The organism is Candidatus Aciduliprofundum sp. HYA1, from assembly GCF_056175085.1.
In genome coordinates this window covers 1084638-1109567 of record NZ_CM149694.1, presented here as the reverse complement: position 1 = coordinate 1109567, position 24930 = coordinate 1084638, and the positions used below count along the sequence as shown (strand labels likewise).

The following is a 24930-nucleotide window of genomic DNA, read 5'->3' as shown; positions in this document are numbered from 1 at the left end:
ATTTGTAATATTATCACACCCGATATACAGGGTGATGCCTATGAAAGGTGGAAGTTATAGCAAAATAGGTAGTGTTGTAGTAGTGTTTCTAATGATTCTCACAGCACTTGGAGTGCTCAGTGTTTTCCAGCCTCTAGCAGGGGCTGTTTCTCCATCAAATGGCAGTGAAAATGGAGTTTTAACCAAGGAAATTCATATCAGTCTGAATGACCTGAAATATGTTACGGGTCCAAATGGAGGGAGATACCTCATCGGGAAGGATATGCGCATCCTTCAGATTCCAGGAAAACCTGTTATTCCTGTGAAAATTGTGAGTTTCATCCTTCCAAAAAATGCAAAGGATATTCACATAAGTATGGAAAGGACACATATTATGAGTTATGGGAAATTAAAGATATCCCCCGCTCCAGCCCCTGTCTTGAAATCTGGCAAGGGATTTCCTGCAAGGTACTCCCCTCCAAAATACAATATGAAGGTTTATCACAGCAACAAATTTTATCCATCCAGGGATTTCACCTACACGGTAAATCCTTCGATGAACGGCGTTAAGGTCTACGTATACCTGTACCCCGTAAGATATAACCCAGTTACTAGTGAGGTGAAGATACTTACAGATGCTCGAATCACAGTTAGTTACAGTCTTGGCGCTCTTAAAACAGGTTCGGCTCCCATAGATGTTCCAAACATCATAATTACATCACCTCAACTGAAAGAAGCTGCACAAAGACTGGCAGATTTTCATAACAGCACAGGTTTGACATCATGGGTTGTTACCACTTCTTGGATCGCCGAGAATTTCCAGCCGGCTTCTAATCCGCCAGTTAACGGTTATGCCAATGATACCACCGATCCCTACGCTATTTTAGGGAACCAAACTCTCCCAATAGTTAAGCCAATGATTGGTTATAATTATCCTCTAGCAAAGAAGATAGTTGCATTCCTTCAAAACGAAAGTTATGGAAACAATGTGACATATGTAACAATATTCGGAAATGCCAGAATGGTACCTCCCAGTTATTACTGGCTAGATCAGTATGAGTATCTCCTCTGGGCCTACAATGCAGGTGGATCTTTGTACGATTCCTGGGTACCTACAGATGCATTCTATGCTCAACCCAATTACAACTCCACATATTTCAGCTATGAACCTCGCTTCTTCTTCGGAAGGATCCCTGTAAACCCGCTCACGGCGAACGTAGTGGTGAATAAAATAATATACTATGGTACCCATAAAACGGGAAACATTGAGAATGTTACACTCTCGGGTGGCCAGGTGTTTGAGACTCCCTATTTCTTAGGAGAGACAGGTGTACTTGAGCCTCTTAATTATGGATGGCTGGATGGCACAAAGGTAACTGAATATTTCCACACACTGCGCAATTATACATACAACAATTTTGTGAAGATGATGTACAACAGTGATATGATCATTGAGATCACACACGGTTCAGGATTCTCATTCTGGCACCATAACGATGACATAAATGCCTGGGACTTTGGTATGAATACCTCTTATAGCAGCCTACCAATCTATATATCTGGATCCTGTCTAAATGGTGCTTGGGATGAAGAGATATATCCCTCTGAATTTGCCTCTGGAATAAATGGTGGAACATCCATAGCTGAGCAGATGCTGTATTCCCCCAAAGGAATTATAGCATACTTTGGAGCGGATAGGGAAGCCTATGGTAGCACATTTGCCTACTTTGACAATGGTACTTTAGTTGCACCAAATGATTTTGGTGATTTAATTACCGAGGACGGTACTATTGCAGGATATTTCATAGCCACACATCATTATGGTATGGCCACTCTGGGAATGATGTACTCTTATGCCCTTGCTGAATACAACTACTGGCTAGGGCCTTCTCTTAGAATGGTTGATACTCTTGATAGTGGTATGAATATGAATCTATGGCAGAGATCTTATTTTGAGTACTCTCTTATTGGAGATCCTGCTCTGAAAGTTTCTGGAAATGGTGCAAATAATCCATCATACAATGTGCCCCAGGTGCAAATACCCCATGCGATCTACAATGCAAACGATGTGCCTGTGATAACAAGAGGAAAAGAGGTAACTGTGAATATAAGCACAGATTCTCCAAAGGTCAAGGTAGAACTTCTTTACTTGGAGCATGATTACGGCACAGGTCCTTGGGGTGGCGCAACTACATATTACGATTTCATTCTTGATATGAAGACACTCACTCCTGTGAGCTCATCTGGAGGAATAAATAATTTCACATACAAATTTACACCAAATAGGGAGGGTACCTACATACTATCAGTTTACAGCATGGATGGAAAGAACACCAGATTCTACATGTCATGTCAATCACCACTGCCACCCCTTAATGTGGGAAAGAAGAGCATAAGCGGATCACCTATGAAATTGCAGGCTCAATCGTCAAGCACCACGGCTCCTGACGTGCAAGTAATAGCCCTCCTTGACTACCAGAAGATAGAGTATGGCAAGAGTTCAAATGTAACCGCTGTGATTTACAATTCAGGAAATGCAACAGCAACCAACATAACTGTTCACTTCTACCTGGAAAATTACGTTCTCGTATTCCAGCAGCATAATCTCTCGCATCCCCTAGTTTGGCTTGGTAACAGCACGATTTCCTCACTTGCCCCCGGTGATGTAGCATATGTAACCATACCATGGAAACCTGTAAACCTCATACCTCTGGGAATGGATCCAACAAACTCTTCAGCAAGATGGCAGTACGTTGTTGCATCGGTTTGGGCCAAAGATGATTCAAATCCATCCAATAATGCCACTTGGGCCCTGTTCCACGTACACCTTCCAGTGGACGTATGGGCTCAGAAAGTATTCATCGGAAGGGATCCTGTGGTGGGTGATCAGAATGAGATTACATTTGAAATTTCAAATATAGGCACAAGTGAAACTGCGGTTACGAATTACACCGTGGCAGATATGCATGGAACCATCGCCACAGGCAGCGTTACACTTGCACCCGGTGAAACCAAGTTTATAACTGTACCTTGGACACCCAGTGTGGCCGGAACTGACTATATCATGGTACAGGCAAAAACTCCTGGTGATATAAATACTGCCAATGATGTGAGCTTCTACTATCCCAACGGGTATTACAGCATTTATACATTCACCGTTCTTAGCTATGATGTTGCCCCTGTAAATGCCGTGCAGAACAACGACAATCTGAAGATATCGTTGTACAACTATGGTCCTCTATCCTCCAATGGTACAAGTATAGCCCTGTGGCGTTATACAGGGGTTTCCAGTATAGATGTGCAGTCCCCACACCCATATCCAAACAATTACGAAAATACTTGGGAGATAACTGCACCAAATGCTACCAGTATTGCCCTGCATTTCCAGTACCTTATGGTTGAGCCAGGATATGATTATGTGTACATATACAACTCAACGGGTGCATTGGTGCAGAGTTATACAGGATTCCATGTGAATATGTGGACTCCATTTATCAATGGTTCAAAGGTGTATGTTGTTCTTGAATCCGATGAAGCGGTGAATTATACAGGATTCTACATAGATGCCTATGCCACTGGAATTTCACACATTAACGATGCAACGGTGGGTTCTATTCCTTCAGGTAAGTACGTCACTGCTGATATTCCTCTCGGCAACACTACGGCAGGAATTCAATGGTACAAGATAGTAACAAATACTCCTAGAGAGAGTGCAACCTTAACAACAGGAGGAAACGCAAACAATATAATTTACCAGACGATAAACATAAAGGATACAATTGCACCTGAACTTGTTGGTTTCTCACTGGCAAATAAGGTCACCAATAACAGGGCCCCAACTTTGAAGTTTGAGTGGTACGATGAAATATATAGTGCGTTCTCAAACGTTATTGTGAAACTTGATGGAATTACATTGACCGCTCAGATAGTGTCCAATGGGAATAGTGGATATATAGTGGTAAATGTTCCGTTCTTACTTGCAGACGGAAAGCATACTGTGACCGTGCAGCTAACGGATAATGGTGGAAACACCGTATCTTCATCGTGGAGTTTCGTGGTAGATACCACACCTCCAAAACTGACAATCACCTCACCAACAAATGTACCTCTTACATACAACTCCGTATTCTGGATAAACGGCACCACAGATCCTGGAGCAACGGTGACAGTAAATGGAGAAAAGATAACAGTAAATTCCGACGGGACTTTCACCTATAAGGTTACCCTTGTAGAGGGTCAAAACGTATTCAGGGTAACTGCCACCGATAGTGCTGGAAATTCCGCAACAGAGGTTGTTACAGTACTGTATCTGCCCCAGTTACCAGAACTGTGGAAGGCAATAAACAATATAAATGCAGAGATAGGAAATATAAAATCACAGATAAGCACAATGCAGAACGAGATATACAAACTGAAAGGCAATGTATCCCAGCTCAAGAGTGAAATAGATTCCCTGAATGCAACGCTCAACTATCTTGAGAGTGCTCTCCAGGAGAACATAAGTGCCCTGAACAGAGCCATTCAGAATATGAATACCTCTCTCATGGATGAGATAAATTCCAATATCCAGAATCTCCAGAACCAAATAAATGATCTGAAGGGCAAGGCAGACAATCTGAATACCCAGATATCAGATATAAAGGCTAAGAATGAGGAGCAATCAAAGGCCATAAATGCAAGCGACCAGATAGGATACGCAGGAATAGTGATAGCAATCATAGCACTCATAATAGCACTCATTGCGGTGGCAAGAAAACCAAGAAATGAGCAGCGTGAAGGGGAAATAGTTGAACCCACGGAGTTCAAGCATACGAAAGAGGCTCAGGAAAACACAGAGGATTCAAACAAAGAAGACGATCTCTGGTCCTGATCTGACCTTTTCTTCGCTATTTTTATAATCCTTTGTTCCTTTCCTTTTTTATGCTCATTGCCCTCACAGGCACACCTGGAACGGGAAAGACCTCCGTGGCGAGGATTTTGGAGAAAGAGTATAAGATAATTTACCTCAAAGATTTTGAAGACGCAAGGATGTATTACGATGAGGAGCGAGAATCCTATGTAGTGGACATAGAGATGCTTAGGGATAGGGTGAAAGGATTAAAAAATGATGGAAATATCATACTGGAAGGGCATTACTCCCATGAGATGCCAGTTGATATGGTTATCGTGCTTCGCTGTCATCCGGATGAACTCAGAAAAAGATTGGAGAAAAGGGGCTATGGGGAGAGAAAAATAAGAGAGAATTTGGAAGCGGAGGCCATGGGGCTAATTACCTCAGAATCCATATCCCGTCACGGCAAAGATAAAGTATTTGAAGTTGATACCACTGGGAAGGGTCCAAGGGAGACTGCAGATGAAATCATACACATAATCACCACCTGGGATAAAAAATATGGAGTTAGAATAAACTACATGGAGGAGATACTCAAATGGTACTGAACAATTACAGGGCAAGAGTTGACGGATTGCTTACGAAGATCTCAAAACCATTTATGAAGATACATCCAAATACCATTACGCTGATCTCCGTGCTCATCTCTTTTTTGGCTGGATTATCCTATTATCTAACGTGGTTCTCCCCATATTATCTTTTTCTTGCATTCTTGTTCATAATTTTAGCGTCCCTTCTTGATGCGATTGATGGTAAGGTGGCCCGGATGAGGGGCATATCCTCCAAGAGGGGAGATTTTCTTGACCATCTTATTGATAGGTATGCGGATATGATGATAATAATTGGTATAGCACTCAGCCCGTATTCAGATGCGCTAATAGGGTTGTTTGCCCTGAGCGGGGTGTTCATGACAAGTTATGTGGGCACTCAGGCGCAGGCAGTTGGACTGAAACGCATATATGGCGGCATTCTTGGCAGGGCCGATCGCCTGGTCATCCTTATGATTTTGCCAATAATTCAATTTTTCTGGTGGGGATATTACCTTTCCATATCCTCATGGATTCTCCTTCTCTTCGCCGTGCTGGGGCACATCACTGCGATTCAGCGCGTTTTTCACGCTTGGAAATCCATTCCTTCTTGACCTTGTAGTAGAGCAACGGATGGGTCATCCACTCCCTTTTACAGAGTGAGTCGTTGGCAACATCCCTTATGCAGAGTCCGTAGGCCTGGAGAGTTGAGCATTTTGGCACCTCGTACTCCTTCTTGGATATGCCTCCGGTTATGTGTTCCACCTGGTACCTTGTCATACTCTCATTAAAATCGGGAGCCGTGGCAAATATTTTCATTATTTCATCGTTCTTCATTCCGATCTTGTGAAGAAATGTAACGAGAAAGAACCTAGCCTGATGGGGCAGGTTTATTCCATTTTTCAGTTTTACAATTATGGATTTCAGGCAGGGAGGAAATGCATCTTCCGTCACATCTCCAAATTCTTTGGACGTGTATCTTGCAATGTACTCGTCTTTCAAGTTTCGCATCCTGGTTATCTCATTTTCAAAGTACCTTCTCAGTGTTTTTGCCCGTTCAGCCTGGGCCTCTATTTCCTCCACGAATTCCTGAACAAATGCCTCTCTGAGGATCTTCACAAATTCTTCCCTTGCCATAGGTATCCATCCATCCTTTAGGGGTTGATACACCAGTTTAAAGGCCTCACCGCTCAATTTTGATGCATATCTTATAAAATCAAGAAAGTGTATCTGCGTGAAAACTTCAAATTTCACACCGGTGGTTCCAGGTTTGGGATACTTTTCATACAACTCCCTTGTACTCTCATCCACATTCCTGTGGGATATTTTCAGGGCACTGGCAACTGCATAAACATTCTCGTCGGCGTCTCCAAGCAGGTATCTTTCAATTTCATCGCGCACCATATTTGCGAATCTTCTTGTGATTATTGGATCGTTTAGGGCCATAAGAAAGAGCTTTGAAACGTAGAACCCGATTATCCTGTTCTCATCACTCGTGAAGGGCACTCTTTCCCCCGTGAATCCGCTTCTAACACGGGATATACCGTATTCCCTTGCATCCTCGTAGATTGGAGATGAAAGAAGTTCATCTAATTTTATATTCTTGACAATATCAACCGCCCCTGGAAGAAAAGGATACTTCACGTATGTTCTTAAATCCATACAGGGCCGGGACCGGGATTTGAACCCGGGTCGTGGGATATCCGAAGCCCCTTCTTTACAGGCAAAGCCACTTTCTTCCTAAGAAAGGGGCCTCCACAGTCCCACAGGATAGCCCCTACCCTATCCCGGCCATGCAAGGAGTGAAAAGAAAAGAAATACATAAAGTTTTTTAGGCCAAAATATTTTTAATGGTTAAGCATTCCTCAAAGTATGGTTAAGATAACAGACACCACGCTTCGCGATGGGCATCAGAGCCTGTTCGCGACGAGAATGCGCACCGAGGATATGGTACCCATTGCAGAGGCAATGGATGAGATGGGGTTCTTCTCCCTTGAGGTCTGGGGAGGCGCCACCTTTGACTCCGCCATGCGCTTCCTCAATGAGAATCCCTGGGACAGACCAAGGATTCTGAAAAAGTACATTAAGAATACTCCATTGCAAATGCTTCTGCGCGGTCAGAATCTCGTTGGATATCGGCACTATCCGGATGACATCGTGGAAAAATTCGTCGCCAAGGCCCACGAGGCAGGCATTGGCATATTCCGCATATTCGATGCACTAAACGACATAAGGAATATGGAAACTGCCATAAAAGCCGTTAAAAGGGTGGGTGCCCACGCCCAGGGCTCTGTGGTTTACACAATAAGCCCGATCCACACCATCGAAAGTTATGTGGATATGGCAAAGAAACTGGAGGAACTGGGTGTGGATTCCATATGCATAAAGGACATGGCAGGCCTGATGAGCCCAACGATAGCATATAAGTTGGTCAAGATGCTCAAGAAGGAGATTAGCGTGCCCGTGGATCTGCACACCCACAGCACCGCAGGATGGGCTCCTGTAACGTATATGAAAGCTGTTGAGGCCGGTGTGGATATAATTGATACCGCCATGTCTCCCTTCGGCTTTGGCACTGCCCAGCCTGCAACGGAGAGCATGGTGGCCGCATTCCAAAACACGGAATATGATACGGGTATGGACCTGAAGAAACTGGAAAAGATTGCGGAATATTTCAGAGGTGTGGAGAAAAAACTTAGGAAATACACCAGGATGGAGATGAGAATTGCAGATACCCGGGTGCTCATCTACCAGGTTCCTGGCGGAATGCTCTCAAACCTCTACAACCAGTTGAGGGAGATGAAGGCAGAGGATAAAATTGAAGAAGTGCTTGCAGAGGTTCCAAGGGTTCGCGCAGAAGTCGGCTATCCTCCACTCGTCACGCCTCTCAGCCAGATCGTAGGCACCCAGGCGGTTATGAACGTCATATCCGGAGAGAGATGGAAGATGGTTACCAAGGAGATGAGAAACTACATAAAGGGCCTCTATGGAAAACCACCGGGAGAGATAAATCCTGAGATAAAGAAAAAGGTTCTCGGAGATGAGAAGCCAATAACGCATAGGCCTGCGGATCTCCTTGAGCCAGAATTTGAAAAGCTGAAGAATGAGATTGGAGACCTTGCAGACAACGATGAGGATGTGCTCTCCTACGCTCTCTTCCCAGATGTTGCAAGGAAATTCCTGATGCGTAGAAAGGGATTGCTCAATGAGCCCATTGAACTACCCAAAGAAGGAAGGAAGTACAAGATATGGGTGAATGGAGAGGAATATTTGGTAAATGTGGAGGAACTGATAGAATGAAGCATTACCTATACTACCCGTTCCACTATCTAGTCCTGTTCATCTACATTTTATTTTTCTTTATGTTCTCGATTTTCTTCGCATTCGGAATACCCATAGCCTTTGTTAAACTGGGAATACCTCCTAGGGTCTCCATAACCCTTTTCTGGCTCGCATTGCTTGGCAGTTTCGTTAACATACCAATCTCAAGAATAAAGAGCAAGATACCCATGAGGGAGAAGGGTTCGGTGAATTTCTGGGGAATATCCTACAGGATCCCGCATACGCCCCACAATACGACCCTTCTTGCTGTAAACCTTGGGGGTGCAATAATCCCGATTTTCCTATCCCTGCTAATTCTGTGGTCAATGGCCATTCATTCCTCATACATACTGATGCTAAAAAGTCTCATAGGAATAGCCATTGTTGGCGCTGTCTCATACATATTTGCCAGACCTGTCAAGGGTATGGGCATAGCACTGCCCGCGTTTCTTCCACCCATAGTGGCAGCCATAACCGCAATATTCATCTCCCCGGAAAACCCGGTACCCGTGGCCTATATCGCCGGTACGATGGGAACTCTGATAGGAGCGGATCTGATGCATCTTAAAGACATTGAAAAACTCGGAGCGCCCGTGGCGAGCATAGGTGGTGCGGGCACGTTTGACGGGATTTTCCTTTCGGGCATAATAGCGGTACTGCTGATATAAAAAATCAAAGGGTGGAACGGGTAATGTTCACGCCGTCCACAAGCACGTAGGGCAGATACGAGGGCAGAACCTCATCCCACCACTTCACCTTTTCCCTTTCTCTGCTCACATCAAGAATCGAGGAGAATAGATGCGGCATGTTCTCCGTGACCCTTATGCCCTTCCATGACTCCACAATCTCACCGTCCTTCACATAGAATATTCCATCCCTGGGTATTGTGGAGAAATCTCCATTTCTATAATCCTGAAATCTGGTGTACCACAGGTTCACAATGTAAAGTCCCTCTTCTATCTCTCCAAGAAGGTCATTGTAACCCCTTGATCCATTTTCCATAACGGGTTGCCACGCCTGTGGGCTTATTATACCTGCATTTCCCGTACTCTTTGTTTTGAATTTCTGGGCTGTAGAGTAACTGTGCAGGTAATTTTTCACCACACCTCTCTCAATCACGGGAGTTCTCTGTGTAGCCGTAGCCTCCATATCAAATGTCCTGTGCCCCGTGGAAAAGAATGTGGGATCATCATAGAGGGTAAGTTTCTCTGAGAATACCTTTTCACCCAACTTACCTGCAAAGAAACTCATCCCCGCATCAACACTGAATGCTGAGGCCATATGCATACTGTAGGACACCAGCGAGCCAAAGGCGAGTGGATGGAACAGAACCCTGAATTTCCCCTCTCTGCCATCCCTTGGCTGACCCCCCATGGAGGCGATGGAGCCTGCACGCTCACCTATTTCTCTAACATTCTCAAGATCCTTGGCACTTGCAGTGGTTACGGCCTCCTGCCCGGCGTTGCGATACTCGTTGAAAGCCCTGACAACCACGTCAATGTTCGCCACTTCCTCCTCAGCATGGTTGTAGGTGGTGAGAATCTCTCTCTTAACATGATCACGATAAATAACGCCGGAAGCGCGGGTTGCGCCCTTCTCCACAGCACCCTCTATCACATCCATTGCCAGATTCTCAAGATCCATATGCAGGATATCCTCTTCCATCTTGCTGGGCCCATAACTCTGCTTTTCAGGATTTATGCCGTAAAAATCCTTGTTTTCCGGAAGAGACGGAAGCAGTTTTGCATATCTCTCGATCATTTCCTCTGCGTGCTTCATATCCTTTATGGTAGTCATAAATATTCTTTTTCCCCTTGAAAGGAAAACTTCCAGGCTCTTTTCTATCCAAACCTTGGATACGTCAATATCGTTGTTGGAGAATCTGACCTGTCTTTTCTCCCTATCGATTAGAAGGAGCGCAGCCTCCTCCACACCTTGGCTCAAGGCCCTGTTGAGCAATTTTTCAAGATCCATATGATCACCTCAACCTCACATTTCTGAGACGGAGATGCGGGCCACCCATCCACACATCAACACCCTGCATTGGATCCCCCTTCCCACAGGTACCCGCGTAGAATTCAAGATCATCTGCAACAGCATCAACCCTGCTGTAGAAACCGGGAGTTGTTATCTCCAGCACAGGTCTGCGGAGGGGTGCCACTATCTCACCGTTCTTTATCAGGTATGCCTCTCGACCAACGTACTTCTGATTGTAGCGCACATCATCTATGTTCCACTCGGTGAAACTCTTCATATAGATTCCCTCTTTCACATCTTCAAAAAGTTCCTCCTTCTTGTAATCTCCAGGCTCGAAGAAGGTGGTGCTCATCCTGACTATTGGCTCGCGATCCCACCAGGATGACCTTGCGGCTCCGTTGCTATGCACTCCGAGTTTTCCGGCACTCTCCCTGTTGTGCAGAAACTCGTTTATTTTACCCTCCTTGTAAAGGTACCTCCTTCTCGCAGGCACACCCTCATCATCGTACTTGTAGTAACCGAAACTGTTGGGCACCGTTGGGTCATCCACAACATTTACAACCTCGCTGCCTATACTCTCTCCCATCTTTTCAGGCTTTATGAAACTCTCTCCCGCCTGGGCGGCCTCCCTTCCCAGTATGCGATCCGCCTCACTTGGATGTCCGCAGGATTCGTGGGCTATTATACCGGCCACCTCGGGCCCAACTATCAAGTCAAAGGTTCCATCTGGAGATTTCTTTGCATTTGTGATTTCCCTCAGAGCCCTCTCTTCCTCCGGGAGGATATCAAGCATATTCCACCTATCGAAGATCTCGTATCCACCGCTCATCCCGTACTGCCTGTAGGCCTGCTCAAAGTTACCCGATTCCATAACACCCATCATGTAGAAGTACTCCACCCGGGGAATGCGAGCCCTTATCAGCGTTCCCTCGCTGTTCATGTAAACTTTCTCAATAACCTTGTCATGGAGCATCTGAATTTTCATCTCCGCTTTTAGGGCCTTGTCCACATCAAGAAGATACCCAATCTTCTCCTCTGTGCCAAAATTGTCTATTTTTTTCTTTTCCTCAACGCTCCAAGAGTCCTCATAACTTTTCTCCTCGGAGAACCCGACAGCGTTTCTCCTCTTTCTTGATAGTTTCTCAGCCATCTCGGCCGCATACTGGAGTTTGTCCACATCATTCGTGGCTGCGAACCCTATTCCAGAGTTCACCACGCGAACAGCGAATCCGCTCTCGTCTATGGAGGATATGGAATTCACCACCCCATTTTTGACCACAATTCGATTGCTTCTAATCCTCATATACCTTATCTCGGAGAATCTCGCATCTATTCCATCGAGCACCCTTCTCATAACATCCTCCATAAGATCGCCTCACAGCACCTCTCTACGGTATTCCAAGAGCCTTTCCCTTTCCTTCTTTACATTTCTTTCAAGGGTTTCAAGCACGTCCCTAAATGCCCTGTACAGGTTCCAGTCGTAGTCCTTGGCAAAGAAAAGTTTTCTATCCGTTGTGAGCCTTGCACGAACGCTGTACTTGATCTCCTTACCGCTTATATGGTGCTCCTCCACGTGGAAGGTCAGCATCTGGGGCTTGAATTCCTTGAACCTGTTTATCTTCTTCAAGAAATCCTCAACCATATCGTATATGGCCAGGTAGGGCTCTGTGTCCTCAATATCCAGCCCGGTTATCTGAACAAACACTCCTTCAGGCTTTCCCTTACGCATTACGGCTTCAATAACATCCCTCTGAGAAATGACGCCAATGGGAGCCATCTTCTTATCCACAACAACGCATATGGACGAGTGGAACTTCAGCATATTTTCCACGGCATCACACAGGCAGGCGTCCTCCTCAACGTAAACGGGAGGGCTCATAATCTCCTTGGCAAGAACCTGAACCTTTTTCTTCTCTCCGGAAACCTCGCCCACACTGGCGCGCTCCTTGTCCCTCCATATGGCGCGGGATGCATCCCGCATGTGCACGATGCCCACAAGTTTTCTGTTCTCATCAACCACGGGCACGCTCATCTCACCCAGTTTTCTCATTATGTCAATTGCATACTCAATGGGTGAGTCCTCCTCAACCACATCGGGCTCAGAGGTCATAACATCCTCCACAGGCAAATCCGCCACTTCCTTCATCTCGGGTACAAGCCTCAGTATGTCCGTTCTGGAAATTATACCCACAAGTTTGTTCTTCCTGACCACAGGTATTGACCTGTACCCGGCATCCACCATCAACTTAACGACATCCACTATGCTCGCATCGGGATCCACTGTGGGTGGCTTTACCATAACGTTTTCCACCCTTGAATATATGGACAGGCTCTTTCTCCTGATAAGTATACGATAATTCAGAAATCCCACAAGCTCGCCCCTATCGTTTATCACCGGAAGTTCATGAAATCCATGCTCCTGCATCTTACTTATGGCCTTGGCGATGGTGTCTCCAATTTTCACTGAGATAACATCCCTTGTCATAACCTCTCCAACCTTTATGCTTTCTGGTTCCATATCTATCACCTCACAGGCAAGAACTCAATAATATTTCCTGCCCACTACTATAATGCAATCTGAGGAAATAAACTTTTGCCTTGTAAATCATTCCATCATTCGACACATTTTAGCACTTCAGATATGTTACCAAAAGGCTTAAATATGTCGGACGTATATAGATAATTTGTCAGACAACTATATGAAAGGTGATGGTAATGGGTCTTGAATATTTGGTTAGAGATGCTCTCTCACTTGATCCTGTGGAGAGAAACGAATCGGGTGTGAACATAAAGGTGGTAGGTGTAGGTGGCGGTGGATGCAACAGCATCACAAGATTAAGTTCCCAGCAGATAAAAGCGGAGTTAATTGCTGTGAATACCGACAAGGCTCATTTCTCGATTGTGGATGCCTCAAAGAAGGTCCTCATAGGAAAGAAAATAACCCGTGGACATGGCACTGGGGGAAATATGCAGATTGGTGAGCAGGCAGCCCAGATGGCCTACAACGATATTTACAAGATTCTTGACGGAGCCGATATAGTTTTTGTTCTTGCAGGACTTGGAGGGGGTACTGGTGGAGGAGCAGGTCCTGTGATCTCAGAGATTGCCAGAGATGCTGGAGCCCTGGTGATATCAATGGTCACCATGCCATTCAAGGCGGAGGGAAAGAGAAGGTGGGCCCTTGCAGAGGAGTCCCTTCTGAGTTTCAGGGACAAATCGCACACCGTTATCGTGCTGGATAACAACAATCTCATAAAACTTGCAAAGAATCTGCCCATATCAAAGGCCTTCGCGATAATGGACTATCTCATCGGTGATGTGATAAAGAACCTTTCGGAGGCAATAACCATTCCGTCTCTCATGAACATAGATTTCTCGGATCTTGAATCAATAATGAGAAATGGGGGCACATCCACGATACTCTACGGAGAAGGAAATTACTACACTCCCCAGGATGCTGTGGTGGATACCCTGAACAATCCTCTTATGGACATAGATTACCGTGGGGCAAATGGAGCACTTATACACATAACAGGTGGCTCCGAGATGTCACTTCAGACGGTTTACCACATAACGGAGGGAATAACTTCAGGTATAAGGGAGGATGCGGAGGTTAAAATAGGAGCAAGGATAGACGACAGGTACAGCAAGAAATTGAAGATAACGACGATACTCACGGGAGTACACACACCCTATCTGCCAAAGAAGGAGGCAAGGTACTTCACTGAGGAGATTGGAGGAATAAACGACCTCATATCCGTGGTTTACTGATTTTTTCACAAATTATTTATACCATCATCCTTTTCGTGCTTTGCCTATGATTGACTAAATGAAGGAGGTAAAGAAAATGGCTGCAATATATGTAAGGTTTGAAACCCCTAAGGAACTGCAGGACAAGATACTCAGTGCTGTTGAAATATCCCGTGAGACGGGAAAGGTGCGCAAGGGAACAAATGAGGTGACAAAGACCGTTGAGCGTGGAGATGCCAAATTTGTGGTGATTGCGGAGGACGTGAATCCTCCGGAGATTGTGGCTCATCTTCCACTGCTCTGCGAGGAGAAGGGAATACCCTATGCCTATGTGGCTACCAAGGAAGAACTGGGGAAGAGAGTTGGAATAAAGAGTGCTGCATCTGTGAGTATACTTGACTTTGGTAAGGCTGCCAATTCCTTTAAGGAAATAATAGATCAGATCAGCACCATTAAAAAATAAGGTGGTTTAGATGGCAGATGAAGCGACACCCGCGGAAGTCGTTGAAATTATGGGTCGTACAGGTATGACCGGTGAGGTTACTCAGGTTAAGGTTCGCGTTCTTGAGGGAAGGGATAAGGGCAGGATTCTAACCCGCAACGTTATGGGTCCTGTTCGTGTTGGAGACATACTTATGCTTAGAGAAACAGCCCGCGAGGCACGTAAACTGGAGGCAAGGTGATTCGTATGCCAGCAAAACATGTTTGTGCATTCTGCGGACGGGAAATCGAGCCCGGCACAGGGAAGATGTACGTTATGAAAAATGGAACCGTGCTGTATTTCTGCAGCAGCAAGTGCCAGAAGAATATGATACATCTGGGCAGAGTGCCTCGCAGGATCAGATGGACCGAGGCCTATAGGAAGGAGAAAAAGGTGAGATTGCATTTGCTGGAGAGGAGAAAGAATGAGGCAGAAAACGCTGGTACTGCTTAAGCCTGATGCAGTGAATCGCCGTCTTGTGGGCGAGATCATATCCAGGTTTGAGAGGAAGGGACTTAAGATCGTGGCAATGAAGATGCTATGGCTCAGCAGAGAGAGGGCGGAGAAACATTACGAGGTGCACAGGGGCAAGCCCTTTTACGAGAGTTTGATAGATTACATAACCTCTGGGCCAATCATAGCCATGGTGCTTGAGGGAGAGCGTGCAATTGAAGTTGTGCGCAGGATGATGGGTAAAACCAATGGCGTGGAGGCAGAGCCAGGCACAATACGAGGAGATTACGCGATGAGCATACAGAACAATCTGGTTCATGGCTCAGATTCCGAAGAGTCGGCAGCAAGGGAGATCCCAATATTCTTCAGCGAGGAAGAGATCTTGGAGTATCGCCTTGTGGACGAGATCTGGATATAATGTACACCGAACAAGATATCGGCATTTTTTCTTTTTTATCCAATTCCCCCGGTATCGGCGGAAAATTAAGGAAAAGGGTTGAGGATTTTTACGTTGAGGAGATCCCTCTGGCTGCTGAAAGAAAGGATCGCGGAAAAAATCTGTTTTTGAAAGTGCAATTGAGAAACTGGGAGACAAACAGATTTGTGAAGATTTTAAGCAAGAGCCTGGGTATGAGCAGACACAGGATAAAATTTGCAGGAAACAAGGACAAGAGGGGCATAACCGTGCAATACTTTTGCATATTGAATTATCAGGGGGATCTTAATATCCACCTCAAGGATGTGGAGATATTGGAAACCTTCAGAAGCGATCAGTGCCTGGAAATAGGAGATCTCTATGGCAACAGATTTGACATCCTCCTTCAGGATGCCATATGCGATGATAGGGTGAAAAAAATAGAGGAGGAACTCAACGGCTTTTTTCCGAATTTCTTCGGTGTGCAGAGATTTGGAGCATCTAGGCCCATAACACACCTCATTGGAAAGTTCATAATCCAGGGAAATTACAGAGATGCCGTTAGATATTATGTGGGATTTCCTTCAGCATTTGAATCCGATGATGGCAGAAAGATCTTCTTTGAGAATATGGACCCCCTGGCCGCCATCAAGGAGATCGACAAGAATGCCAGTTACGAAAGGGCCATCTTGAATTATTTGATAAAGAACCCGGGTGACTATGTGGGAGCCCTCAGGGAACTACCAAAAAATTTGCTGCTTCTTTTTGTTCACGGATATCAGAGTTACCTTTTCAACAGGATTTTGAGTGAAAGATTGAAAATGGGTGTGGATCTGAAGGTCGGAGATATTGTAATGAAAATTGATTCTCAGGGACTTCCAATTCAGGATTTTGTAGAGGTCAATGATTTCAATTTTCCCAAGATAAAGAAGCTGGTTTCAGAGAAAAAAGCATACGTGTCCACGATCCTCTTTGGCTACAACACTAATTTTTCAGGTGGGATCCAGGGTGAGATAGAAAGAAAAATAATAGAAAATGAGGGTATAACCAGCGAGATGTTCAGAATAAAGGATCTGTACGAGTTGAGCTCAAGGGGGCGGAGAAGAAATATGATATCTCCAATAATTGACTACAAAAGGGATGAATGCAGATTCATGTTCACCCTTCACAGGGGATCCTACGCCACATCCCTGATGCGTGAGTTTATGAAGCAGGAGAATCTGGAATTCTACTGAATAGCCCAAATCTGATCCGATAGCGCTCAAGGGTTCCTATGAATCTGATAGCAAATAGGTCTATAAATATGGCGTTACCCACAGCATGTAGCGTGTCAAACCATATGGATGTAGCCTCCACCATCAAAAAACTCTGCCAGGTATGGGGATACACAAAAGAAAGCCAGTACCACAGATTCATTATCATACCATAAATATACCCGCTTAGAAAACCCACAAGAAGAAACATCTCAAACTCGTATTTTTTTCCTTTAAAAGCCAGACGAAACAAATATCCAATTACCCCTATTACTCCCCAGGCAAACATCTGCCAAGGTGTCCATGGGCCCTGTCCGAGAAAGAAGTTTGACAGCACAGCGGTTTCAGCACCGATCAAAAAACCTGCAAACGGTCCAAATACATATCCGGAGATGAGGATTATGAAGGTGCATGGCTGTATGTTGGGAAGTGCAGCAAATGGCACACGGGCTACCGCTGAGAATGTGCCCATCATGGCGATAACTGCAATTTCCTTGCCTCGAAGAGAATCCCTCTCGTAAAGAAATAGAAGGGAGAGTAAACTCAGGGTTATTATGATCATTGAAACAATACCTGAAAAAATTGGATAAATTATGGAAAAGATTATGAGTATGAAGATGAAAAACAAGATAGCAAAAGTCCAGAATCTCCAGTTCATATCAACCCCTCCACATCCTCCTCCACAAGGATATTCGGGTTTGCACCCTTGACAGAAACCATTATCTTGTTCAGCTGAGTTGTGTAATTAATGGACCTTGGCATAATGTCCCTCTTATCTCCATGGGCTATTATCCTTCCATCGGCCATGAAGGCCACAGTATCTGCAGTTCTTGCTATCATCTCCATATCGTGACTTATTATTATCGCCCCCCGCGATTTCGCATAGGATTTTACGAATTTTGAAATTTTTAATTTGTGGGAATAGCTCAATCCCCTTGTTGGCTCATCCAGTATTAGGATTTCGGGTTCGAGCACGGCAATGGAGGCTATGGCTGCAAGCATTCGCTCTCCTCCAGATAGATCCCGGGAATTCCTATCCTTGAGTTCCCATATGCCTAAGGTTTTCATAATATTTTCAACTTTTTTCTCATCCTTTACGCCCAGCGAGATATCCTCGTATATTGTGTCACCAAAAAGATGCATGTCCGGATTTTGAAACACCATGGCAACCCTTTTTCCATTTTTACCTCTTACATTGGGTAGAATTATATGGCCCTTCTCAGGCTGAAGTATGCCCGTTATGAGCTTTGCAAGTGTGGTTTTTCCAGAGCCATTCCTTCCAATTATACCCAGAATTTCCCCCCTGCACAATTCCAAATTTATTCCTTGCAGAACATGCTGCCTGTCATAGGAAAAATGCAAATTTGAGATTTTTAAAATGGATTTCCCAAAATCTGGATTTTCAGACTTCAACTTGAACCTTCTAACATCCTCCTCAAGGGTCTTTCTTCCCTCCTTAACGGTTAAGGGCAAAAACCGCTTTTCCAAGTATCTGGCAACCCTTGCAATCTGTGGATAGCCAACTCCAAGTGCGTCAAGATCAATTCGGGAAGCGACAATTCTGGGCTCACCATCATCAAGGATCTTCCCATCGTGAATCACTATCAATCTATCAACCCTGTGCATGAGCCTTTCAAGCCTGTGTTCAACGAGGATTATTCCAATTCCAAACTCGTCATTTAGACGTTCCAGTAAACTTAGAATATCCTCAGCAGAGTTTGGAGATAACTGACTTGTGGGCTCGTCCAGGAGAATGAAATCCGGGCGAGTGGCAATGCTTGCGGCTATGGCAACCTTCTGTTTCTCTCCACCAGATAGATGTGATATCTTTCTTCCCTTTAAATGGGCAATTCCGATTACATCCAGAGCCTCTTCCACCCATCTGGAGATTTCGCTCTCTCCAAATCCACGATTTTCAAGTGGAAACGCGATCTCTCTATCTACGGTGCTCATTATAATTTGATTTTCAATGTTCTGAAATACGGTGGAAACACGCTCAGCAAGTTGACTTACACTGCTTTCTTTCGTTATCCTACTGCAAACCCTCACTGTACCGCGCAACGTACCGCTGTAAAAATGCGGTATCAGGCCGTTTATTGCCCTCAATAATGTTGTCTTTCCGCCCCCGGAAGGGCCCACAACCAGGACAAATTCGCCCCTGTGAATTTTCAAGTTTATATTTTTGAGGGTCCAATCTCGAGATAGGGGGTACCTGAAAGAGAAATCTTCAAATTCAATCATCTTCACTCACCCTTCCCATTAAAGTTGAAAGTGGTAACACCAGCATAAGGATACTCTCAGCAATATCCTCACCATTTGGGGAAGACAGGGTGGGATAGAAAGTGAAATTACCATAGAGAACCACATGAATGGTTGATATGGTGCCAAGGATAAGTAAAACCACAGTTGCCAGTTTCTGCCACACGTTCAACCTTATTTTTCTCCAGGCCCTTCTGTGCTTTGAGGGATATCCCCTTGTCTCAAGTGCCTCCCCTATGTTTATGGCACGTTCCAGAGATAGGTTCAACAGCGAACCCATTATGGGATACCTCGAAAATACTCTATCCCTTATCCCTCCCGACGATGCGGGAATGCCCCTCATCTTGAAAATTTCAGAAATCTCATTTGCCTCCCTGAGCATTATTGGAAAGAATCGCATGGCTATGGCGGTTGTAAGTATGCCCTTGTTTGGAAGTTTGAGTTTTTCAAGGATTGTTATCAAATCTTCCATCTCAACATTGCTATTGAACAGTGCAAAGGCCCCCATTATGATCTCCAGCCTCAGGAGCATGGATATTGAGAATGCAACAGATTCCTTCGTTATTTTTAAAAAGCCATAGGAAAAAAGCACATCCGAGCCGTTGGTGTTTAGAAGTATATTGAACAGGAACACAAATAATGCCACATATACAGTGTACTTCATCAGGGTTCTCCACATATCAGACCTGACGAAAATTTTCAAAATGAGCATCGATAAAAGTATTGCCGTGAGAAAATAGGGAGATGTTAGAATGAGAGTTATGTAGATCATTGTAAATAGGTACACAAAAAGCACAAATTCATTTATTTTTATGTGAGATATCTGCACCCTTGATACCAGGTAAGGAAGAATGAGCACAATAAAGAGGGGCCAGATCATTCTCTCTCACCTGTAAAGTACCAGAAACTTCTGATTTTTCCGTTTTCAAGGTCATTTATTGCCCTTTGCATATAATGCCCATCTGTGGCATAAATCCAGATGATAACGTTCTCACAAACACCCAGTCCTCCCGGATTGAAGGGTGATTGGGCCATCTGAGCAAATGCACCCAGGTACATTCCATCGGGGCCGATTATGTGAGAATCTTGCACATGGTATATCCATCCAAACTTTTCGTATTTTTCATTTATCCCTTTTGCCTGCTCGGGATATCCGAGAATTATCACATTTTCATATTTGCTTACGTTACTTCCTACGCTTACATTAACACCCCTCTGTGCAAGATAATTCTTCAATTCCATGGCATATTTTTCGTAACCTGATGAATACACGATTGTTGTGTTGTACACATGCCCGCCGTATCCATGGAGAAGGGGCTCTGGAAAATCCTCGATTTCCGCGTAGATCACCTCATTTTGGTTCCAAACATGAAAATCCCAGCGAATAACATCTCCAGCATGGATTATATAATCCGCTGCGCCCACATTTGCCAAGATTCCATTCACGTAGTAAAACCAGAAATTGGTGGCGTTTTGCCTTATTCCATCTATGGATGTTACGAATTTTCCACCGTAGGCCGTTGTGACGTTGAAATTGTCCTCAAGAGTTTTTATTACACTCCCTCCCGGCTTGACTTCAATGCTTTTTATGCATCTCTCTCCGAAATTCTCTGATATTATAATCTTCGCATAGTTTCCAGAATTTTCCTCAGAGGTGTGAGGGAAATAGGGATACAATAAAATTATGAGTACTATTATAACTCCAACAACCGTAACAATTCCACCCTTCACCCTTCTTTCCATGGCAGAGGATATTGATTCAAAATTTTTTAAGTTTTCTAAAATTAATTTTACAATGAAAAGAATTTAATATTGCAGAACATGCAATAACCGTGGATGCCAACACCGCGTTTCTTAAGTCAAAATTTCGAGAGTACTACCTGAAAAACGATATTATTCTTCCACCCAGATTCACCCGAAGGGAGTATGGCTTCATGTTTTTTGATAAGAAATTCGTTCTCAGACACAAGAGATTTGAGAACAAAAAGCAGTTGAAAAGGTTCCTGGTGGACTACGTTCCAAAGCACGCATACTACTCCACGGCATATTACATGAATCCCTCAGAACAAGATATGGAGGAGAAGGGCTGGTTAGGCGCGGATCTTATTTTTGATCTGGATGCGGACCACATACCCGAAACGGAGGACAAGAGTTACGAGGAGATGCTTGCCATAGTGAAAAAGGAGGCTGAAAAATTGATATTCAACTTTTTACTTGGAGATATGGGATTTGACGAGCAGGATCTGTTCTTGAGTTTTTCTGGAGGTAGGGGTTACCATGTCTATGTACGCAACGAGAAGGTTTTCAGGCTAAGTAGTGATGAACGCAGGGAAATTGTGAATTACATTACTGGAGAGGCGGTGGATATAAATCGTTTCATCCTGAAAGAGAGGATAAAAATAGGGAGGAAGAAGATGCGTGAACTTTATTATCTCTATCCCTACGAGTACGGGGGCTGGTACTCAAAGATACATCGCGGAATAACCGAAGAATCCGTGCGTCTCCTTGAAATATACAAAAATGCCGGAAGGGATGAATTGATCAATGAAATAGACAAAATAATAAAAAACAAAAAGTTGTCAAAGAAGATTGTGCGTGAGCTTTTGGAAGAGAGCAAGGAATACACTACAAAAATTGAATATCTCGCAAGGAGTGATGAGTCGCAAAAACTCCAGATTTTTAATGATGATGGGATTCGTGATGCATTCATGCAATACATAAAAGAGAAGTTAAGGATCAGGAGCGAGATTGATGAACCAGTAACCACGGATATTCACCGGCTCATAAGATTGACAGGATCCCTGCATGGCAAGACGGGATTCATTGTAAAGCCCCTGAGCATAGAAGAATTTAAGAAATTCGATCCGCTGATAGATGCCATCCCCAACACGTTCAAAAATGAGAACTCAAAGGTGGCTCCCAAGATCGAGATAAACCTGAATTTGGGCGGAAAGAAATTCATTTTTAAAGAGGAAAAATGCGTACCCGACTACCTTGCAATATTCCTGGTCGCGAGAGGTATGGCCGATTTTGTTGCGAGATGCTGATTTAATGGAAAAGTATATATCCCAGATGCCATTTGCGCCTATTATGGGATCAATAAGGCCTTCAAACATAAAGAGAGTCGCTAGAGCGCTGGTGGACAGTTATCCAGATAAGTTCAATGGGGATTTTGAGAATAACAAGAGGATGGTTTCCAAACTCACCGATGTGCAGACTAAGAGATTGAGGAATATGCTTGCGGGATACGTTACAAGGTACTGGAAAATTAAGAAGATGAGGGAGGAAGGCAGCTGATTTTTTTCTCCAAACAATCAAGTTTTCCCTTTGCCCTTTTGAGCAGTTGATTTGCAATTTTTAGGAAAAATTCAAGTTCTTTCTCATTAACCCTGATTTTCCCATTCTCTCCCACAGGTACACTCATATTCTCCGTGCTCAGAATTTCCAATAAAATCATATTTCGCTCAATGCCCTTTATGGATGAGTACTTGAAACCGCATTGAAGGGCTGTATTCAAAATATATTTTGCATTCTGCATACCCCTTGCAACCAGATGTATTATTGGGGATTGCATGAGCAAAAATAGGTATCCTCCCTCATACTCCTCAATTGCTTTTTTTATCTCTCCATACTCTACTTCTCTGTGCCATTTTCCGAGAAACTTTGCATCTTTTTTATCCCCGATTTTTGGAATGTTCAATAGTACTATTCTTCCAGAGCAACTGCTGGTGGTGTAAAAATCATCCAAGGAATTTATTTTATCAAGCAAGAGTATTATATCTCTATCCACAAGACCCTGACTTTTTGCTCTTTCGTATTTTTCCAGTGCTTCCTTTCTGCCCATCATATTAACCACTTATATTATAAACATTAAAGCGAAACAATGATTACTATATAATTAAAATCATACCCCACCTTCCAAGGGAGATCTGAAGTCCGTACATATTGTCCCGCACATAGCCGTTTATTATTTTTATTTTCATTCCCACCTTTAGATTTTTTCCTATTTTTTCTATCTCATCGTTCCAGAGAACGAGCTGACATGTACCTGTATCGTCACGTATATCCATTTTCAGAAGGCGCATTGCTCCGTTTTTTCGGGTTTCAATCTCTCCCACGCCAATTATTTCCGCCTCCACCGTGGCATTTATGCCGTCGTATAGATCCACTATTTTCATCTTGTTTCCCGGATTCCTTCCCAGTTCATCCACTATGAGATATGCAATGGCCTCATCGCTCAAGAGTCCACCATATTTCTCTCTTCTGGTCTTTATCTCGTAAAGGAATCTATCGTAACTCATTAGGTCCTCCACGAGGTGGTAGAGTGAGTCAACATCCATGCTTCAGTATATGGAAAGGAACATGATAAATCTAACGACTTCACAAAATAGCATTTTTCAATTTTTGAGCCTAAGCTTTAAGGGCAAATTAATGCAATCCGTGAGGTCCATGCTGTTATGAAACATAACCTATGTTATGTTGCATTCAATTCCAACCACATAATCCTTTCCCACTCTAAAGAGGGATGCTTTCTCATTTCCCTTAAGATTTCTCTCAATTTCATTTCTCAATTCCCAGTATCTGCCGGGATCAACATTGAAGCGAAGTGTGACCTTTCCATAATTTTCCAATCTCAGAAATTTTATTATCTCTCGGAGATCATCTGAGAAGAATATAACCTTGAATGGCTTGAGAAATCCAGATTTCAAAAGATTACTTGAGGAGGCAAGTGTTCTTCTCTTACCCACCTGAAGGTACCAAATTGGATATTTCCTCTCCAAGGAACCAAGGAGTTGAGAATAATAAATTGATTCATCAACTATGTAAATGTAATTACTAAACTCTATTTTTTTAGTAAATTCTAAACGTTCATCAGAGTGAATCTCCGCTCCGGAGGGAAGGGCTATGGCCCTTCTGTCGTGCTGGTATAATTCTCCAATGTAAGCGGTTAATCTTCTTATCCTGCCGTTTAGGGATATATACTCCTTTTCCCAGCCTTCAGGGATCTTGTCCTGAGAAATTTGAGGGGGTAAATCAAACACATAGTTTCTTTTGCCGTATTTTTCCATTATTTTCAATGGGGGAGGCATGAGATTCTCCAATTTTCTTTCTTTTTCTTCCTCACTTCTTGCAGGATCGGAGTAAATTATGTCGTAATTCTTGGCTATGGAATGCACCTCCTGGCTGAAGCAATCCCCGACTAAGAATCTCATATTATCCATACCATACGCTCTGGCGTTTCTTTTTGCATACTCAACCCTCCTTCTATCAATGTCAACGCATAGTACCTCCCTATTCGTCCTTGCAAGAAAAATGGCCTGCATCCCAACACCACAGCTCACATCTGCTATTGTGTATCCCTTTATTCTTCTTGCCCTGTATAGGCCTATAATTTCCGGTGTGGAATACCTCAATCCGTATGTGTCAAAATAAAGATTTTTCTTGGAAAATTTGTCTTTGATGCGAAGCCTGCATCTTGCAATTTCATAGATCTCCTCCGGATCAAATCCTTGATTTTTCAGTTTTTCAATCACACTTTTCTTTTTGTAACCCCTTTTTATCAGTCGCACTGCACGCTCCACGGCTTTCTCCTTGCTCACATTTGGCTCATGGAGAGCACAGAA

At 43.9% G+C, this 24930-nt stretch carries 24 protein-coding genes and 1 tRNA gene; 13 read left to right on the top strand and 12 right to left on the bottom strand.

All coding sequences use genetic code 11. From position 1 onward, the window contains the following. Positions 1-40: 40 nt before the first annotated feature. From AC0S1O_RS06100 to AC0S1O_RS06090, 3 genes are read left to right on the top strand one after another with little or no spacing between them, the layout of a single operon-like run. Complete coding sequence (locus AC0S1O_RS06100) at positions 41-4849, top strand: C25 family cysteine peptidase (RefSeq protein WP_475393440.1); 4809 nt, start codon at positions 41-43, stop codon at positions 4847-4849. A 50-nt stretch (positions 4850-4899) separates the two neighbouring features. Beyond that, positions 4900-5418: an adenylate kinase family protein gene (locus AC0S1O_RS06095; RefSeq protein ID WP_475393439.1), complete on the top strand. Its 519-nt coding sequence runs from the start codon at positions 4900-4902 to the stop codon at positions 5416-5418. Continuing rightward, the gene (locus AC0S1O_RS06090) at positions 5409-6011 is read left to right on the top strand and encodes a CDP-alcohol phosphatidyltransferase family protein (RefSeq protein WP_475393438.1); all 603 of its coding nucleotides are present in this window, start codon (positions 5409-5411) and stop codon (positions 6009-6011) included. Before AC0S1O_RS06095 ends, AC0S1O_RS06090 begins: the two co-directional genes overlap by 10 nt. Here the strand turns inward: AC0S1O_RS06090 and AC0S1O_RS06085 are convergent. Beyond that, positions 5962-7059: a DNA primase large subunit PriL gene (locus AC0S1O_RS06085; RefSeq protein WP_475393437.1), complete on the bottom strand. Its 1098-nt coding sequence runs from the start codon at positions 7057-7059 to the stop codon at positions 5962-5964. The genes AC0S1O_RS06090 and AC0S1O_RS06085 overlap by 50 nt on opposite strands. 4 nt (positions 7060-7063) lie before the next feature. Then, positions 7064-7189, bottom strand: a tRNA-His gene (locus tag AC0S1O_RS06080). Positions 7190-7269: 80 nt separating this feature from the next. On the opposite strand from AC0S1O_RS06080, the gene AC0S1O_RS06075 reads away from it, so the two are divergent. Together AC0S1O_RS06075 and AC0S1O_RS06070 are read left to right on the top strand one after the other, a co-directional pair. Continuing rightward, a complete protein-coding gene (locus tag AC0S1O_RS06075) occupies positions 7270-8697 on the top strand; it encodes an oxaloacetate decarboxylase subunit alpha (protein WP_475393436.1) in 1428 nt (475 codons plus the stop codon). Next, entirely contained in the window at positions 8694-9386 is a 693-nt protein-coding gene (locus AC0S1O_RS06070) for a DUF1614 domain-containing protein (RefSeq protein ID WP_475393435.1), read from the top strand. The genes AC0S1O_RS06075 and AC0S1O_RS06070 overlap by 4 nt, the downstream gene beginning before the upstream one ends. 4 nt (positions 9387-9390) lie before the next feature. Here AC0S1O_RS06070 and AC0S1O_RS06065 read toward each other — a convergent pair whose 3' ends face one another. The 3 genes from AC0S1O_RS06065 to AC0S1O_RS06055 are packed head-to-tail and all read right to left on the bottom strand — an operon-like array spanning position 9391 to position 13213. Continuing rightward, positions 9391-10692 carry a metallopeptidase TldD-related protein gene (locus AC0S1O_RS06065; protein WP_475393434.1) on the bottom strand — a complete coding sequence of 434 codons (1302 nt, stop codon included), beginning with the start codon at positions 10690-10692 and terminating at the stop codon, positions 9391-9393. A gap of 4 nt (positions 10693-10696) precedes the next feature. Continuing rightward, the gene (locus AC0S1O_RS06060) at positions 10697-12061 is read right to left on the bottom strand and encodes a TldD/PmbA family protein (protein ID WP_475393433.1); all 1365 of its coding nucleotides are present in this window, start codon (positions 12059-12061) and stop codon (positions 10697-10699) included. 9 nt (positions 12062-12070) lie between these two features. After that, positions 12071-13213, bottom strand: a complete 1143-nt coding sequence (locus AC0S1O_RS06055) for a CBS domain-containing protein (RefSeq protein ID WP_475393432.1) — start codon at positions 13211-13213, stop codon at positions 12071-12073. A gap of 197 nt (positions 13214-13410) precedes the next feature. Here AC0S1O_RS06055 and ftsZ point away from each other — a divergent pair, with 197 nt between their 5' ends. The 6 genes from ftsZ to truD all read left to right on the top strand — a co-directional run bounded on the left by ftsZ (position 13411) and on the right by truD (position 17029). Then, complete coding sequence (gene ftsZ, locus AC0S1O_RS06050; protein ID WP_475393431.1) at positions 13411-14466, top strand: cell division protein FtsZ; 1056 nt, start codon at positions 13411-13413, stop codon at positions 14464-14466. A 76-nt stretch (positions 14467-14542) separates the two neighbouring features. Then, positions 14543-14908 carry a 50S ribosomal protein L7Ae gene (rpl7ae, locus tag AC0S1O_RS06045; protein WP_475393430.1) on the top strand — a complete coding sequence of 122 codons (366 nt, stop codon included), beginning with the start codon at positions 14543-14545 and terminating at the stop codon, positions 14906-14908. A 10-nt stretch (positions 14909-14918) separates the two neighbouring features. After that, positions 14919-15128 (top strand): 30S ribosomal protein S28e, encoded by a 210-nt coding sequence (locus tag AC0S1O_RS06040; RefSeq protein ID WP_008082961.1) that lies wholly within the window; start codon positions 14919-14921, stop codon positions 15126-15128. 5 nt (positions 15129-15133) lie between these two features. Then, positions 15134-15379 (top strand): 50S ribosomal protein L24e, encoded by a 246-nt coding sequence (locus AC0S1O_RS06035; RefSeq protein WP_475393429.1) that lies wholly within the window; start codon positions 15134-15136, stop codon positions 15377-15379. Then, positions 15351-15797 carry a nucleoside-diphosphate kinase gene (gene ndk / locus AC0S1O_RS06030; protein ID WP_475393428.1) on the top strand — a complete coding sequence of 149 codons (447 nt, stop codon included), beginning with the start codon at positions 15351-15353 and terminating at the stop codon, positions 15795-15797. The genes AC0S1O_RS06035 and ndk overlap by 29 nt, the downstream gene beginning before the upstream one ends. Beyond that, positions 15797-17029 (top strand): tRNA pseudouridine(13) synthase TruD, encoded by a 1233-nt coding sequence (truD, locus tag AC0S1O_RS06025; RefSeq protein WP_475393427.1) that lies wholly within the window; start codon positions 15797-15799, stop codon positions 17027-17029. Before ndk ends, truD begins: the two co-directional genes overlap by 1 nt. Here the strand turns inward: truD and AC0S1O_RS06020 are convergent. Genes AC0S1O_RS06020 through AC0S1O_RS06005 form a run of 4 tightly spaced genes read right to left on the bottom strand, consistent with a single transcriptional unit; the run spans position 16998 to position 21049 of the window. Next, positions 16998-17705: an ECF transporter S component gene (locus AC0S1O_RS06020; RefSeq protein ID WP_475393426.1), complete on the bottom strand. Its 708-nt coding sequence runs from the start codon at positions 17703-17705 to the stop codon at positions 16998-17000. The two genes, truD and AC0S1O_RS06020, sit on opposite strands and share 32 nt — an antisense overlap. Next, a complete protein-coding gene (locus AC0S1O_RS06015) occupies positions 17702-19288 on the bottom strand; it encodes an ABC transporter ATP-binding protein (protein ID WP_475393425.1) in 1587 nt (528 codons plus the stop codon). Before AC0S1O_RS06015 ends, AC0S1O_RS06020 begins: the two co-directional genes overlap by 4 nt. Next, entirely contained in the window at positions 19281-20186 is a 906-nt protein-coding gene (locus AC0S1O_RS06010) for an energy-coupling factor transporter transmembrane component T (RefSeq protein ID WP_475393424.1), read from the bottom strand. Before AC0S1O_RS06010 ends, AC0S1O_RS06015 begins: the two co-directional genes overlap by 8 nt. Beyond that, complete coding sequence (locus tag AC0S1O_RS06005) at positions 20183-21049, bottom strand: DUF4430 domain-containing protein (RefSeq protein WP_475393423.1); 867 nt, start codon at positions 21047-21049, stop codon at positions 20183-20185. Before AC0S1O_RS06005 ends, AC0S1O_RS06010 begins: the two co-directional genes overlap by 4 nt. 89 nt (positions 21050-21138) lie before the next feature. On the opposite strand from AC0S1O_RS06005, the gene priS reads away from it, so the two are divergent. Together priS and AC0S1O_RS05995 are read left to right on the top strand one after the other, a co-directional pair. Then, positions 21139-22353 (top strand): DNA primase catalytic subunit PriS, encoded by a 1215-nt coding sequence (gene priS, locus AC0S1O_RS06000; RefSeq protein WP_475393422.1) that lies wholly within the window; start codon positions 21139-21141, stop codon positions 22351-22353. A 43-nt stretch (positions 22354-22396) separates the two neighbouring features. After that, on the top strand, positions 22397-22603 hold the full coding sequence (locus AC0S1O_RS05995) for a 30S ribosomal protein S17e (protein WP_475393421.1): 207 nt from the start codon (positions 22397-22399) through the stop codon (positions 22601-22603). On the opposite strand, the gene taw3 is transcribed toward AC0S1O_RS05995, so the two are convergent. The 3 genes from taw3 to AC0S1O_RS05980 form a co-directional block, all read right to left on the bottom strand. After that, a complete protein-coding gene (taw3, locus tag AC0S1O_RS05990) occupies positions 22575-23150 on the bottom strand; it encodes a tRNA(Phe) 7-((3-amino-3-carboxypropyl)-4-demethylwyosine(37)-N(4))-methyltransferase Taw3 (RefSeq protein WP_475393420.1) in 576 nt (191 codons plus the stop codon). The genes AC0S1O_RS05995 and taw3 overlap by 29 nt on opposite strands. 46 nt (positions 23151-23196) lie before the next feature. Further along, on the bottom strand, positions 23197-23646 hold the full coding sequence (locus tag AC0S1O_RS05985; RefSeq protein ID WP_475393419.1) for an OB-fold nucleic acid binding domain-containing protein: 450 nt from the start codon (positions 23644-23646) through the stop codon (positions 23197-23199). A gap of 129 nt (positions 23647-23775) precedes the next feature. Continuing rightward, on the bottom strand, positions 23776-24906 hold the full coding sequence (locus AC0S1O_RS05980; RefSeq protein ID WP_475393418.1) for a methyltransferase domain-containing protein: 1131 nt from the start codon (positions 24904-24906) through the stop codon (positions 23776-23778). Between the last annotated feature and the right edge of the window lie 24 nt (positions 24907-24930).

Excerpts from the sequence above, each read along its gene's own strand:
- AC0S1O_RS06100 (WP_475393440.1), top strand. The coding sequence starts at position 41 with ATGAAAGGTGGAAGTTATAGCAAAATAGGTAGTGTTGTAGTAGTGTTT.
- AC0S1O_RS06065 (WP_475393434.1), bottom strand. The coding sequence starts at position 10,692 with ATGGATCTTGAAAAATTGCTCAACAGGGCCTTGAGCCAAGGTGTGGAG.
- AC0S1O_RS06075 (WP_475393436.1), top strand. The coding sequence starts at position 7,270 with ATGGTTAAGATAACAGACACCACGCTTCGCGATGGGCATCAGAGCCTG.
- AC0S1O_RS06015 (WP_475393425.1), bottom strand. The coding sequence starts at position 19,288 with ATGATTGAATTTGAAGATTTCTCTTTCAGGTACCCCCTATCTCGAGAT.
- AC0S1O_RS06035 (WP_475393429.1), top strand. The coding sequence starts at position 15,134 with ATGCCAGCAAAACATGTTTGTGCATTCTGCGGACGGGAAATCGAGCCC.
- AC0S1O_RS06010 (WP_475393424.1), bottom strand. The coding sequence starts at position 20,186 with ATGATCTGGCCCCTCTTTATTGTGCTCATTCTTCCTTACCTGGTATCA.
- AC0S1O_RS06020 (WP_475393426.1), bottom strand. The coding sequence starts at position 17,705 with ATGAACTGGAGATTCTGGACTTTTGCTATCTTGTTTTTCATCTTCATA.
- rpl7ae (WP_475393430.1), top strand. The coding sequence starts at position 14,543 with ATGGCTGCAATATATGTAAGGTTTGAAACCCCTAAGGAACTGCAGGAC.
- ndk (WP_475393428.1), top strand. The coding sequence starts at position 15,351 with ATGAGGCAGAAAACGCTGGTACTGCTTAAGCCTGATGCAGTGAATCGC.
- AC0S1O_RS06040 (WP_008082961.1), top strand. The coding sequence starts at position 14,919 with ATGGCAGATGAAGCGACACCCGCGGAAGTCGTTGAAATTATGGGTCGT.
- truD (WP_475393427.1), top strand. The coding sequence starts at position 15,797 with ATGTACACCGAACAAGATATCGGCATTTTTTCTTTTTTATCCAATTCC.
- taw3 (WP_475393420.1), bottom strand. The coding sequence starts at position 23,150 with ATGGGCAGAAAGGAAGCACTGGAAAAATACGAAAGAGCAAAAAGTCAG.
- AC0S1O_RS06070 (WP_475393435.1), top strand. The coding sequence starts at position 8,694 with ATGAAGCATTACCTATACTACCCGTTCCACTATCTAGTCCTGTTCATC.
- AC0S1O_RS06060 (WP_475393433.1), bottom strand. The coding sequence starts at position 12,061 with ATGGAGGATGTTATGAGAAGGGTGCTCGATGGAATAGATGCGAGATTC.
- ftsZ (WP_475393431.1), top strand. The coding sequence starts at position 13,411 with ATGGGTCTTGAATATTTGGTTAGAGATGCTCTCTCACTTGATCCTGTG.
- AC0S1O_RS05995 (WP_475393421.1), top strand. The coding sequence starts at position 22,397 with ATGGGATCAATAAGGCCTTCAAACATAAAGAGAGTCGCTAGAGCGCTG.
- AC0S1O_RS06055 (WP_475393432.1), bottom strand. The coding sequence starts at position 13,213 with ATGGAACCAGAAAGCATAAAGGTTGGAGAGGTTATGACAAGGGATGTT.
- AC0S1O_RS06095 (WP_475393439.1), top strand. The coding sequence starts at position 4,900 with ATGCTCATTGCCCTCACAGGCACACCTGGAACGGGAAAGACCTCCGTG.
- AC0S1O_RS06085 (WP_475393437.1), bottom strand. The coding sequence starts at position 7,059 with ATGGATTTAAGAACATACGTGAAGTATCCTTTTCTTCCAGGGGCGGTT.
- AC0S1O_RS06090 (WP_475393438.1), top strand. The coding sequence starts at position 5,409 with ATGGTACTGAACAATTACAGGGCAAGAGTTGACGGATTGCTTACGAAG.
- AC0S1O_RS06005 (WP_475393423.1), bottom strand. The coding sequence starts at position 21,049 with ATGGAAAGAAGGGTGAAGGGTGGAATTGTTACGGTTGTTGGAGTTATA.
- AC0S1O_RS05985 (WP_475393419.1), bottom strand. The coding sequence starts at position 23,646 with ATGGATGTTGACTCACTCTACCACCTCGTGGAGGACCTAATGAGTTAC.